Source organism: Nisaea sp., assembly GCF_017640745.1.
GTDB lineage: Bacteria > Pseudomonadota > Alphaproteobacteria > Thalassobaculales > Thalassobaculaceae > Nisaea.
The window spans coordinates 18,864-31,089 of the sequence record NZ_JAEPQA010000005.1 but is presented as its reverse complement, the minus strand read 5'-3'; the positions used below and the strand labels follow the sequence as shown (position 1 = coordinate 31,089).

At 63.7% G+C, this 12,226-nt stretch carries 12 protein-coding genes; 11 read left to right on the top strand and 1 reads right to left on the bottom strand.

Annotated features, from left to right (window positions below):
- The first annotated feature begins 21 nt into the window (after window positions 1-21).
- The 11 genes from flgB (at window position 22) to JJ959_RS05430 (ending at window position 11,264) form a co-directional block, all read left to right on the top strand.
- Window positions 22-432 (top strand): flagellar basal body rod protein FlgB, encoded by a 411-nt coding sequence (gene flgB, locus JJ959_RS05480; protein ID WP_292880583.1) that lies wholly within the window; start codon window positions 22-24, stop codon window positions 430-432.
- A gap of 28 nt (window positions 433-460) precedes the next feature.
- Window positions 461-871, top strand: a complete 411-nt coding sequence (gene flgC, locus JJ959_RS05475) for a flagellar basal body rod protein FlgC (RefSeq protein WP_292880581.1) — start codon at window positions 461-463, stop codon at window positions 869-871.
- A gap of 76 nt (window positions 872-947) precedes the next feature.
- The gene (locus JJ959_RS05470; protein WP_292880579.1) at window positions 948-1,253 is read left to right on the top strand and encodes a flagellar hook-basal body complex protein FliE; all 306 of its coding nucleotides are present in this window, start codon (window positions 948-950) and stop codon (window positions 1,251-1,253) included.
- 109 nt (window positions 1,254-1,362) lie between these two features.
- Window positions 1,363-1,629: a flagellar biosynthesis protein FliQ gene (gene fliQ / locus JJ959_RS05465; protein ID WP_292880577.1), complete on the top strand. Its 267-nt coding sequence runs from the start codon at window positions 1,363-1,365 to the stop codon at window positions 1,627-1,629.
- 13 nt (window positions 1,630-1,642) lie between these two features.
- On the top strand, window positions 1,643-2,407 hold the full coding sequence (fliR, locus tag JJ959_RS05460) for a flagellar biosynthetic protein FliR (protein WP_292880575.1): 765 nt from the start codon (window positions 1,643-1,645) through the stop codon (window positions 2,405-2,407).
- 62 nt (window positions 2,408-2,469) lie between these two features.
- Window positions 2,470-3,540, top strand: coding sequence for a flagellar biosynthesis protein FlhB (flhB, locus tag JJ959_RS05455; RefSeq protein WP_292880572.1), 1,071 nt, complete (start codon window positions 2,470-2,472; stop codon window positions 3,538-3,540).
- A gap of 64 nt (window positions 3,541-3,604) precedes the next feature.
- Window positions 3,605-5,653: an ATP-binding protein gene (locus tag JJ959_RS05450; protein WP_292880569.1), complete on the top strand. Its 2,049-nt coding sequence runs from the start codon at window positions 3,605-3,607 to the stop codon at window positions 5,651-5,653.
- Window positions 5,654-5,922: 269 nt separating this feature from the next.
- Entirely contained in the window at window positions 5,923-6,990 is a 1,068-nt protein-coding gene (gene recA / locus JJ959_RS05445) for a recombinase RecA (protein WP_292880566.1), read from the top strand.
- A gap of 251 nt (window positions 6,991-7,241) precedes the next feature.
- Window positions 7,242-9,902 carry an alanine--tRNA ligase gene (gene alaS, locus JJ959_RS05440; RefSeq protein ID WP_292880563.1) on the top strand — a complete coding sequence of 887 codons (2,661 nt, stop codon included), beginning with the start codon at window positions 7,242-7,244 and terminating at the stop codon, window positions 9,900-9,902.
- A 136-nt stretch (window positions 9,903-10,038) separates the two neighbouring features.
- The gene (locus JJ959_RS05435; protein WP_292880561.1) at window positions 10,039-10,899 is read left to right on the top strand and encodes a MoxR family ATPase; all 861 of its coding nucleotides are present in this window, start codon (window positions 10,039-10,041) and stop codon (window positions 10,897-10,899) included.
- Window positions 10,896-11,264 (top strand): hypothetical protein, encoded by a 369-nt coding sequence (locus JJ959_RS05430; RefSeq protein WP_292880559.1) that lies wholly within the window; start codon window positions 10,896-10,898, stop codon window positions 11,262-11,264. Before JJ959_RS05435 ends, JJ959_RS05430 begins: the two co-directional genes overlap by 4 nt.
- On the opposite strand, the gene JJ959_RS05425 is transcribed toward JJ959_RS05430, so the two are convergent.
- Window positions 11,261-12,226 carry a hypothetical protein gene (locus JJ959_RS05425; protein WP_292880556.1) on the bottom strand — a complete coding sequence of 322 codons (966 nt, stop codon included), beginning with the start codon at window positions 12,224-12,226 and terminating at the stop codon, window positions 11,261-11,263. The two genes, JJ959_RS05430 and JJ959_RS05425, sit on opposite strands and share 4 nt — an antisense overlap.

The following is a 12,226-nucleotide window of genomic DNA, read 5'->3' as shown; positions in this document are numbered from 1 at the left end:
GTCTCGAAAGAGAGGTTCGTAATGGCGATCGACAATTCAAACCTGCTGCGAATGGCGCACCAGAAGATGAACTGGCTCTCCGAGCGTCAGTCGGTCCTGTCGCAGAACATCGCCAATGCGGACTCTCCGAGCTACCGGGCGCAGGATCTGACGCCGCTCGATTTCAAGCGCAACCTGCAGCAGGTGACGAAGCTCCAGGTTGCCAAGACCGAAGGCAATCATATCAGCGGCGTCCTGCCGAAATCCGACTACCGGATCGACGAAAAGAGCCAGAAGGACGTCTACGAGGCGAGCCCGAACGGCAACGGCGTGGTGCTGGAAGAGCAGATGATCGCAGTGCAGGACACCAAGCTGCAATACGACCTCGCGCTCAACCTCTACAACAAGCAGATCGGCATGTTCCGGACTGCGCTCGGCGGCAACAGCCGCTAAGCGGAACGGCTAGGAAAGGAACCCTGTCATGGATCTCAATTCCGCGATCAAGATTTCCGCATCCGGCATGCGGGCCCAGGGGACCCGGCTTCGGGTCATCTCGGAAAACGTGGCGAACGCCGACTCGCTCGGCTCGGTCAAGGGGCAGGACCCGTACCGGCGCAAGACCATCGTGTTCGAGAACTTCATGAACCGCGATGTGAATGCCGAAATGGTGCGGGTGGCGAAGATCGGCCGCGACGATTCGGACTTCGAGCTTGCCTATGAGCCGTTCCACCCGCTCGCGGACGAGGAGGGCTATGTTCGCCGGCCGAACGTGAACTCGCTGATCGAGATGATGGATATGCGCGAGGCGCAGCGGACCTACGAGGCGAACCTTTCGTCCATCGAGATGGCGCGCAGCATGCTGCAGCGTACGGTCGACCTGTTGCGGGCCTAGTCCGCGGCACGGCGTAATGCTGGCAAGGGGGGCGGTTTCCCGCTAGAATCGGACCGAACCCGATTGGAGAATGGCAATGGTGGCCAATATCGGAAATGCGCTTGGAGCGGCCGGAATCGGCAAGGTTCCGGGAGCGGAAGAGTCCAAGACCGCAAGCGTTGCGGGTCAGGATTTCGCCAGCTTCGTGAAAGGCGCCGCGCATGATGCCCTCGGCACCATGCAGACGGGCGAACAGATGTCGATGAAGGGAATCGCCGGCGAGGCGGACCTGACCGACGTCGTGCAGGCGGTGAACAGCGCCGATATCACCCTCCGGACCATCGTCACGCTGCGCGACCGGATGGTGCAGGCCTACCAGGAAATCATCCGGATGCCGATCTGACGGTCATCGCGTCGGGTTTTACCGGACCGCCTTTTGGCGGCATAATCTACGGGTCAATTCTTGCCCGGCAATTATTGCCGGGCTGCACCTGTTTTGCCGGGGGGCGGGCATGAACGAAGTCGAGGCGATCGAGATCGGCCGCGAGGCGGTTCTGACGATGTTGACGATGTCGTCGCCGATCATGCTGCTCGGTCTCGCGATCGGACTGATCATCGCCCTGTTCCAGGCCCTGACGCAGTTGCAGGAGATGACCCTGGTCTTCGTGCCGAAGATCATCATCGTCTTTGCCGGACTGATCTTCTTCCTGCCTTTCATGCTGAATACGCTGAACGCCTTCATGCAGTCGATCGCCGACAAGATCATTTCCCTCGGATAGGGCGGAGCCCGCCGTGCCCCTTGAGGACTTTCTCCCGACCCAGGTCTACATCGTCCTGCTCGTGCTCGCCCGGGTCGGTGGGACCGTCATGCTGATACCGGGCATCGGGGAAACCTTCGTCCCGGTCCAGTTCCGTATGATCCTGGCGATCGGGCTCAGCCTCGTCGTCGCCCCCCTGGTCGGGAACACCATCCCGTTCGCGCCGACGGCGCCGGAGCTCGTTCGGCTGCTGTTCATCGAATTGGTCATCGGGCTCTATTTCGGCATTGTCGCGAGGATCGTGCTGCTGTCGCTCGATACCGCCGGGCAGGTGATCGCAATGAATACCGGCCTCGCGAACGCGCAGATCTTCAACCCGGCGCTGGCGACCCAGGGCTCGCTGCCGGGCTTCTTCCTGCTCAATCTCGCGACGCTGCTGTTGCTGATCGCGGACCTGCATCACCTGCTGATCCGTGCCATGATCGACAGCTACACCCTGTTCCCGCCAGGGGCAGCGCTTCCAGTGGCGGATTTCGCGGACGCGATCTCCCGGATCATCGCGAACAGTTTCGAGATCGCGATCCAGATCTCGGCGCCGTTTCTCGTCCTGGGGCTGCTGTTCTATGTTGTGATGGGCATCATGGCCCGGCTGATGCCGCAGCTGCAGATCTTCTTCGTCGCGCTTCCGGTTCAGGTGATGATGGGGCTCGTCATCCTGTCGCTTGTTCTGGGCGGCGCGATGATGGTGTTTTTGGAGTATTATTCCGAGAGTATCGGGCGCTACGTCGTCCCGATCTGAGCAAGTGCGAAACCGTAGCCGCGTGAGTGACGCGGCAGGGGACCGCAGATGGAGCCGCTGCGATGTCCGATCAGGACCAGGGCGATAAGACAGAGGAAGCGTCTGCGCGAAAACTCTCGCAGGCGCGCGAGAAGGGGCAGGTCCTCAGCTCCAAGGAGGTGAATAATTTCGCCATCCTTCTGGGCGCCACCGTGGTCGTCGGGCTGGTCGGGCCTTTCACGATGCGCGGCCTGACGGAGTCGCTGCTCATCTTCATCGAGCGCCCGGACATGATCGATGTCACGGGCTCCGGCGCAATCATGATCGATATGCTGCTGGGGGTCGGTCTCGCGATCGCGCCGGCGCTGGCATTGCTCGTGGTGCTGGCGGCGCTCGGCGTCCTGATGCAGATCGGCTGGCTGATGTCGCCTGAATCCATTCAGCCGAAACTGGAGAAGATCTCTCCGATCAGCGGGGCCAAGCGGCTGTTCAGCCTGAAATCGGTGGTCGAGCTGCTGAAAGGGATCGTGAAGATGATCCTTGTCGGCTTCGTTGCCTACCTGATCGTCAAGCCCGAGTTCTCGCGCATCGATCTGATGGTCCAGATGGATCTGAAGGAGCTGCTGGACGAAACCCATTTTGTGGCGATCGAGATCTTTATCGGCGTGCTGGCCGTCGCCGCCGTGATCGCGGTCGTCGATTATCTCTACCAGCGCTACGAATTCATGAACCAGATGAAGATGTCCAAGCAGGAAGTGCGCGACGAGCACAAACAGACGGAAGGCGATCCGCATGTTAAGGCGCGGCTGCGCCAGCTGCGCATGGAACGCGCCCGTACCCGCATGATGGCGGAGGTTCCGAAGGCGACGGTGGTGATCACCAACCCGACCCATTATGCGATCGCGCTGAAATACGACATGGAGCAAATGGCGGCACCGCGCGTCGTCGCCAAAGGAGTCGATGCGGTCGCACTCAGGATTCGCGAGATCGCGAACGAGAACGAAGTGCCGATGGTCGAGAACCGGCCGCTCGCCCGGGCACTGTATGACAACGCGGAACTCGATGAGGAAATTCCCGAGGATTATTACAAGGCGGTGGCCGAAGTGATCAGCTACGTCTTCAAGATGAACCAGACCTACGTGCCGATGAACTGATCGAACCCAAACTGGCGATGAGAGTGACAAAGACGCACGCGACCTGTGGTCTGCGGGGGGCAGGATGGATCCAGTAATCATCGGTGCCATGGGTGCCGCTCTTGTCGGTGGAGGCGCCGCCGTTGCATGCGCTGTGAATTCCAAGCGCCTGCGGGAGCAGATCCGGTGGATCCAGTCCGAGCGGGATGCGAAATCGGCCGAGGCGGCTTCGCTGGCTGCGGAACTCGAGGCAGAGCGCAATGCGCCCCCGCCGGAGCCCGAGATCGCCTTGCCATTCTGCAAGTTTTCCTCGGAAGGCCGTTTCCTGTCAGCCAACGCGGCGTTCCTTGAACGGTTCGCGGAGGGAAGCCTCGACGGCATCGAGTCGAACAAGACCGTTCTCAGGCTCCGGCTGACTGTCAGCAAGAATCTCGAACCGGTCCGCGATGCCGGCGCGGGGACGCTGTTTCCGGCCGGTAACCTGCCGTCCTCGGGTCCGTCCATGGAGCGGGGCTACCAGATCCTCCTCAGTGCGGAAGCGGCAAAAGAAGGCGGCGCGGGCCAGAGCATCATGGCGCTGCTCGTCCCGGCTTCGGAGAGCTGGACAGCGCCGGCGCTGGAATATGCACCGGTCGGTGTCGTTTTTCTCGGCAACGGACGCAAGATGCTGGCCTCGAACGAGACGTTCCGGAGTTTCACGGGGCTCACGGCGGCTGGTGGAGGACTTGGCGGCCGCACATTCTCGGAACTCGTCGAGGAGGATGACCGGGAGACGGCGGAACGGTTCCTCGATGAGACCTCCGGGCCGGGTGGAAGCGACAGCATCGAGGTCCAGCTGGTCGGACGCGACGGGGAGGCCGGGGCGGAAGTCGCCGTCTTCTCGCGCGAGCTTGCTTCCGGAGAGGGGCCCGACGGCGCGACCTGCGCGCTCTATCTGATCGATATCGGGCGGCGGCGGCAGCTAGAGGCCCAGGTCGCCCAGTCGCAGAAAATGCAGGCCGTTGGGCAGCTCGCCGGCGGGGTGGCGCATGACTTCAACAACCTGCTGACCGCGATGAACGGCTATTGCGATCTGCTGCTCGTGCGGCACCGGCCGGGCGACCAGTCCTTCTCGGACGTCATGCAGGTGAAGCAGAACGCGAACCGCGCCGCCAATCTGGTGCGCCAGTTGCTCGCCTTCTCGCGGCAACAGACCATGATCGCGCGGGTCCTCGACGTGACCGAGACCCTTGCCGATCTCTCGCACCTTCTGCGCCGCCTCATCGGCGAGAACATCACGCTGGAGATTTCCCACGGCCGCGATCTGGCGCCGATCCGGGTCGACCAGGGCCAGCTCGAACAGGTGGTGATCAATCTCGTGGTCAACGCGCGCGACGCCTGTCCGGGCGGCGGGACCATCACCATGCGGACGCACGATTTCGTCACCGCCACCCCGGTGCGCCAGGGCGACGACGTCATGCCGGCGGGACGCTATGTCCGGCTCGATGTTGCCGATACCGGCACCGGGATCGAGGAGGACATCATCGGCCGCATTTTCGAACCCTTCTTCTCCACCAAGGAAGTAGGACAGGGAACGGGACTCGGGCTCTCGACGGTCTACGGCATCGTGAAGCAGATCAACGGCTTCATCTCGGTCTCCAGCACGGTCGGGAAGGGCACGGTGTTCTCCATCTTCCTGCCGGCGCACGAGGGCGAGATCACGCCGAGCCGTTCCAGCGACATGTCTCACGATTCCGCGGATGCCCGGAAGGATCTGACCGGGGTCGAGACCATCATGCTGGTGGAGGACGAGGATCCGGTCCGGCTGTTCGGCGCTCGCGCGCTTCGCAACAAGGGCTACAAGGTGATCGAGGCCCGCAACGGAGAGGCTGCGCTGCAATTGCTCTCCGACAAGAGCGAGGTGATCGACCTGCTGATTACCGACGTGGTGATGCCCGGCATGGATGGACCGACCCTGGTACGGAAGGTGCGGGAAGACCGGCCCGACCTGCGCGTGATCTGCATCTCAGGCTATTCCGAAGACGCGCTGCGCCAGCGTATCGAGCAGGACAAGGATATCCATTTCCTGCCGAAGCCGTTCAGCCTCAAGCAGCTCGCGGGAACGGTGAAGGACGTGCTGCACCCGCTTGTGTGACGCGTTCTGATTCGCTGCTGCTCGGACGGAACATGATGAGAACAAAATCCGGGAATTTTCTCTCTATCCCAAGATGTCGTGGGGCGTCCGAACTCGAATCCTAGATTTCGAACGCGAACAAAAAGTGAAAATAATGCTGTAAATGAGAACAAAAATGGTACATGGTTGGTTTCGGAAATCAGCCCAGTCCCGCCCATGAAGCATATCGGGGCGACGGTCCGGCTCTGATTGCCTTGGAAGGCGTCCCTGTGAGATATGGAGGATCGGGTATGTCGGAACTAGCACTCAAAGTCATCGAACGGGACCCCATGGATAAGACAAAGGCACTGGAGGCCGCGCTCGGCCAGATCGAGAAGGCGTTCGGCAAGGGCTCCGTGATGAAGCTCGGCCAGAACGATCAGTCGATCGAGGTGGAGGCGATCTCCACCGGCTCGATCGGTCTCGATATCGGTCTCGGGATCGGCGGCCTGCCGCGCGGCCGCATCGTGGAGATCTACGGCCCGGAAAGCTCGGGCAAGACCACGCTGGCGCTGCATGCCATCGCCGAGGCGCAGAAGAACGGGGGCACCTGCGCCTTCGTCGACGCGGAACACGCGCTCGACCCGGTTTATGCCCGTAAGCTCGGGGTCGATCTGGACGAATTGCTGATCTCCCAGCCGGATGCGGGCGAGCAGGCGCTGGAGATCGCCGACACGCTGGTACGGTCCGGCGCGATCGACGTGCTGGTGGTCGACTCGGTCGCCGCCCTGGTGCCGCGGGCCGAACTCGAGGGCGAGATGGGCGACAGCCATGTCGGCCTGCAGGCGCGGCTGATGAGCCAGGCGCTGCGCAAGCTGACCTCCTCGATCTCGAAGTCGCGCTGCCTCGTCATCTTCATCAACCAGATCCGTCTCAAGATCGGCGTGATGTTCGGCAACCCGGAAACCACGTCCGGCGGCAACGCGCTGAAGTTCTATGCCTCGGTGCGTCTCGATATCCGCCGGATCGGCGCGATCAAGGACCGCGACGAGGTCGTCGGCAACCAGACCCGCGTGAAAGTGGTGAAGAACAAGATGGCGCCGCCCTTCCGGGTGGTCGAGTTCGACATCATGTACGGCGAAGGCATCTCCAAGACCGGCGAGATCCTCGATCTCGGCGTCAATGCCGGCATCGTGGAGAAGTCCGGCGCCTGGTTCTCCTATGGCGGCCAGCGCATCGGCCAGGGCCGGGAGAATGCCAAGAAGTTTCTCGCCGAGAACAAGGATGTCGCGGCCGAGATCGAGAAGCAGATCCGGCAGAATGCGGGCCTCGTCGCGGATGCGATGATGCAGGGCCCGGATGCCGAGGACGACGCCTGACGCGGTCTTCCGCAAGAGCTTTCGGCCCGCCTGCCCGGCGGGCCGGATTGCCCCCGAGAGCAGTGAGCCCCGTCGCGGAACCAAGCGGCGGGGTTTCGCGTGCCGGAAAGCGGCGGAAACCCAAGCCTCCCGCGCTGGACAGGGACCCGCATCTTCAGTAAAAGCGGAGCCCGCTTGCCGCGAGGGGCGACGGGCGAAAAGGCACGGCCGCGCCGAGGCGATGCGACACGGCGCCGGCCCGGAGGGACGAGATGCAGACCGCGAACGATATCCGCCGCACTTTCCTCGATTATTTCGTCGAGAACGGACATGAGGAGGTCGCCTCCAGCCCGCTGGTGCCGCGCAACGACCCGACGCTGCTTTTCACCAATGCCGGCATGGTGCAGTTCAAGAACGTCTTCACCGGGCAGGAGCACCGCGACTACAAGCGCGCCGCGACCTCGCAGAAATGCGTGCGCGCCGGGGGCAAGCACAACGACCTCGAGAATGTCGGCTACACCGCGCGCCACCACACCTTCTTCGAGATGCTGGGGAACTTCTCCTTCGGCGACTATTTCAAGGACCAGGCGATCGAGCATGCCTGGACCCTGATCACCAAGCGCTACGGTCTGCCTAAGGACAAGCTGCTGGTGACCGTCTATCACGAGGACGAGGAGGCGGCCGGCCTCTGGCGCAAGATCGCGGGTCTGCCGGACGAACGCATCATCCGCATCGCCACCTCGGACAATTTCTGGGCCATGGGCGATACCGGTCCCTGCGGCCCGTGCTCGGAAATCTTCTTCGATCACGGCCCGGAGATCCCCGGCGGTCCTCCGGGCAGTCCGGACGAGGACGGCGACCGCTTCATCGAGATCTGGAACCTCGTCTTCATGCAGTTCGAGCAGGTGACGAAGGATGAGCGCATCAATCTTCCGCGCCCGTCGATCGATACCGGCATGGGGCTGGAGCGCATCGCCGCCGTGCTGCAGGGCAAGCACGACAATTACGATATCGACCTGATGCGCGCTCTGATCGAGGCCTCCGCGCACGCGGCGAACGTCGATCCTGACGGCCCGCACAAGGTTTCCAACCGCGTGATCGCGGACCATCTGCGCGCCTCCAGCTTCCTCATTGCCGACGGCGTGCTGCCGTCGAACGAGGGCCGGGGCTATGTGCTGCGCCGGATCATGCGCCGGGCCATGCGCCACGCCCATATCATGGGCTGTCAGGATCCGCTGATCTGGAAGCTGGTGCCGACGCTGGTGAAGGAGATGGGCGACGCCTATCCGGAACTCGGCCGCGCGGAAAGCCTGATCAAGGAAACCCTGAAGCTCGAGGAAACCCGCTTCAAGGAGACCCTCGGCCGCGGCCTGAAGCATCTCGAGGAGGAGACCGGCCGGCTCGGCGAGGGCGAGACCCTTTCCGGCGAGGTCGCCTTCAAGCTCTACGACACCTACGGTTTCCCGCTCGACCTGACGCAGGACATCCTGCGCGGCCAGGGCCGGGCGGTCGATACGGACGGCTTCCAGGCGGCGATGGAGCGTCAGCGCGCGGCCGCACGCGCCGCCTGGTCCGGCTCCGGCGAGGCCGCGACCGACAAGGTCTGGTTCGAGCTGCGGGACAAGTGCGGCGCGACCGAATTCCTCGGCTACGACACCGAGCATGCGGAAGGACAGGTCGAGGCCCTGGTTCTTGACGGCAAGCCGGTCCAGAAGATCGAAGGCCCGGCGGAATTCGCCATGATCGTCAACCAGACCCCGTTCTACGGCGAGTCCGGCGGCCAGGTCGGCGATGCCGGCACGGCACGCACCCTGGGCGGGACTGATATGGAAATCAGCGACACCCAGAAAAAGGTCGGCGACCTCTGGGTCCATATGGCGAAGGTGACGGACGGCGTGGTCGAGGTCGGCGACGCGGTCGAGCTCACGGTCGACGGCGCACGGCGCGGCCGGTCCCGGGCCAACCACTCCGCCACCCACCTGCTGCACGAGGCGCTGCGCCGCCATCTCGGCAAGCATGTGACCCAGAAGGGCTCGCTCGTCGCGCCGGGCCGCCTGCGCTTCGACTTCAGCCACCCGAAGGCGATGAGCCACATGGAGCTGAAAGCGGTCGAGGCCGAGGTGAACGAGCATATCCGGGGCAACAGCCCGGTCACGACGACGCTGATGGATCCGGAAAGCGCGATCAAGCATGGTGCCATGGCGCTGTTCGGCGAGAAATACGGCGACGAGGTGCGCGTGGTCGCGATGGGCGGGCCGTCCGACGATCCGTCGAAGGACATCTACTCCGTCGAACTCTGCGGCGGCACCCATGTGAACCGCACGGGCGATATCGGCCTGCTGCACATCGTCTCCGAAAGCGCCGTCGCGGCCGGCGTGCGCCGGATCGAGGCGGTGACCGGCGCCGGTGCACTCGAATATGTCGATGCCCGCGAAGGGCTGCTGACCACGGCGGCGGCCGCCGCCAAGGTCACGGTCGACCAGCTGCCGGAGCGCGTCGAGGCCTTGATCGAGGAGCGCCGCAAGCTCGAGCGCGAGGTTCAGGACCTGCGCCGCAAACTCGCCGAGGGCGGGACTGGCGGATCGTCGGAGGCCAAGGAGATCGCCGGCGTCAAATTCGCCGGCCGCGTGCTTGAAGGCATTCCGGCGCGGGAACTGAAGGGCGTTGCCGACGGCCTGAAGCAGCAGATCGGCTCCGGCGTCGCCGCGGTCATCTCGTCCGACGAAGGCAAGGCCTCGATCGTTGTCGGCGTCACGGCGGACCTGACCGAGAAGGTCAGCGCCGTTGACCTCGTTCGCGTGGGCTCGGAAGCGCTTGGCGGCAAGGGCGGCGGCGGCCGTCCCGACATGGCCCAGGCGGGCGGTCCGGACGCTTCGGCGGGTCCGGCGGCCATCGCCGCGATCGAGGCCGCTCTGGCCGAGAAGCTCTCCTGAGCTCGTGTGGCTTCGGCATCGACAGCCGGAGCCGGTTCGCCGTAACCTGACAGGGAGGCGCCTCGACCGGGCGCCTCTTTCTCTGCCCGCCGCCATTCCCTGACCGCGCGGCGGATCAAAGACCCGAGGAGTATAGATGAGCGATACGGCACGCTTTTCCGGCACGGACGGATATGTCGCGACCGACGATCTGAAAGTCGCGGTGAATGCCGCGATCACCCTGCAGCGCCCGCTTCTGGTGAAGGGCGAGCCCGGCACCGGCAAGACCGTACTGGCGCACGAGGTGGCGAAGGCCCTCGGCATGCCGCTGATCGAATGGCACATCAAGTCGACCACCAAGGCGCAGCAGGGGCTCTACGAATACGATGCGGTCTCGCGCCTGCGCGACAGCCAGCTCGGCGACGAGAAAGTGCACGATATCTCTAACTACATCGTGCGTGGCAAGCTCTGGGAGGCTTTCGAGTCCGATACCCAGTCGATCCTGCTGATCGACGAGATCGACAAGGCGGACATCGAGTTCCCGAACGATCTTCTGCTCGAACTCGACCGCATGGAGTTCTTCGTCTACGAGACCCAGAAGACCGTGAAGGCGAAGCAGCGGCCGGTCGTCATCATCACCTCTAACAACGAGAAGGAGCTGCCGGACGCTTTCCTGCGCCGCTGCTTCTTCCATTACATCCGCTTCCCGGAACCGGAGGTGATGGCCGAGATCGTGGAGGTGCACTTCCCGGATCTGAAGAAGAACCTGCTGCGCGAGGCGCTGACCTCCTTCTATGAGGTGCGCGAGGTGCCGGGGCTCAAGAAGAAGCCGTCGACCTCCGAACTGCTCGACTGGATCAAGCTCCTGGTGGTCGAGGACACTCCACCGGAGGCCCTGCGCTCCAAGGACAAGAAGGACATCATTCCGCCGCTTTACGGCGCCTTGCTGAAGAACGAGCAGGATGTGCACATGTTCGAACGGCTGGCCTTCATTGCCCGCCGGGAGGGGCGGGGATGATGAGGTCAGCGCTGTTTCTGGCCGGTATCGCAATTGCCGGTCTTTCTGCGACGGGTGCGCAGGCAGCCGATGCGGCGCTGCAAAAGGCGATCGCGGAATTCGGAGCGGCTGCCGGGCGCATCGAGGCCTCCGTGCCGTTCTGCGGCGGCCCGCCGGAAGAGGCGGAGTATTTCGTTGAGCAGATCAAGGGACTCTCGACGAAAGCCGGAGCCGGTCCCGTCGAGTGGGCGGCAATACGGGCCGCGATGCAAAAGGCAAAGTCCGGAGCCGCTTTCACCGGTTATGACTGCACGGATGAAGGTGCGCGCGCCATGGTGACGGAGATGCTGTTGAAGCAGCAGGCTCTCGCGACGGCGCTGAACTAACCCGCTTTCTCGGCGCGTTCTGCGGCGGCCGTACCTTCCGGACTGCCTTCTTCATATTTCTTCGCCGTCCGCTCCAGCAGGTTCGGTACCAGCCGTTCGCTGAAGCCGGCGAGCAGGCTCATGAAGGCGAGCTTGTAGATCGCGCTGTCTTCGCCGCCGGTGACCTGCGCGTTGCCGATGAGCGCGCTGACGATCCCCGATTTCAGCGTGATGTGCAGCACCACGGCGCCGAGGATGCCGACCAGCATGCGCTGCACCGCGTAGGTGATGTTGATGGTGAGGCTCGCCGCCGGATCGATCGAGAGATTACGGAGGCCGATCGCGGTCGAGAGCAGGGCGCCGAGACAGCCCATCACCGCCGCAACCGACAGCTGGAAGGTTTGCAGGCCGAGGATCGTGTCCGTGTGCGCCGGAGACATTCCGTCGGTGTAGATCGCCAGTGCGACAGTGATCTCCAGCGCAGCGAGCGCGCAGATCGAAAAATAGAGCACCCGCAGAACATTGCCGAAGCGCTTCGCGAGACGCTGGCTGAGATCGGCGAGGGTTTGCCGCCCTTCGTCGGGCCGGCCGTCCAGCGCCTGGGCGATACCGCGCGCCGTCTCCCGCTCGCAATAGGCAAGCTGGGGGTCGTCGCGCGCGCCGAGACGCTGCCAGAGCCACGTGATCCAGCGCGCCCAGCCGTTCCTCAGCATCTCGATCTGCTGGTTGAGCTCGGCCAGTTCCGGACCGAGCGACATATAGGCCTGCCTCTGTTTCCTGGCCATCTCCGGGTCGTCGGAAAATTGCGGGCTGATGCCCTTGTCGGTCTTGTAGATCTTGAAGTCTCTGACCGCCCAGAGCACGTCGATCACCATCCGGCCGCGCTTGTCGGACGTACCGGAGTGCAGGTTCGACAGAGGGAAATCGTCCGGCGGCAGCCTGGGGCCGGACGCAGGAGCGGCGGGAACGTTCGCGTCGGCCAT

Coding starts and splice junctions, on each gene's coding strand:
- flgB (WP_292880583.1), top strand. CDS start 22: ATGGCGATCGACAATTCAAACCTGCTGCGAATGGCGCACCAGAAGATG.
- JJ959_RS05425 (WP_292880556.1), bottom strand. CDS start 12,226: ATGGCCGACGCGAACGTTCCCGCCGCTCCTGCGTCCGGCCCCAGGCTG.
- JJ959_RS05435 (WP_292880561.1), top strand. CDS start 10,039: ATGAGCGATACGGCACGCTTTTCCGGCACGGACGGATATGTCGCGACC.
- JJ959_RS05470 (WP_292880579.1), top strand. CDS start 948: ATGGTGGCCAATATCGGAAATGCGCTTGGAGCGGCCGGAATCGGCAAG.
- JJ959_RS05450 (WP_292880569.1), top strand. CDS start 3,605: ATGGATCCAGTAATCATCGGTGCCATGGGTGCCGCTCTTGTCGGTGGA.
- recA (WP_292880566.1), top strand. CDS start 5,923: ATGTCGGAACTAGCACTCAAAGTCATCGAACGGGACCCCATGGATAAG.
- fliQ (WP_292880577.1), top strand. CDS start 1,363: ATGAACGAAGTCGAGGCGATCGAGATCGGCCGCGAGGCGGTTCTGACG.
- flhB (WP_292880572.1), top strand. CDS start 2,470: ATGTCCGATCAGGACCAGGGCGATAAGACAGAGGAAGCGTCTGCGCGA.
- JJ959_RS05430 (WP_292880559.1), top strand. CDS start 10,896: ATGATGAGGTCAGCGCTGTTTCTGGCCGGTATCGCAATTGCCGGTCTT.
- alaS (WP_292880563.1), top strand. CDS start 7,242: ATGCAGACCGCGAACGATATCCGCCGCACTTTCCTCGATTATTTCGTC.
- flgC (WP_292880581.1), top strand. CDS start 461: ATGGATCTCAATTCCGCGATCAAGATTTCCGCATCCGGCATGCGGGCC.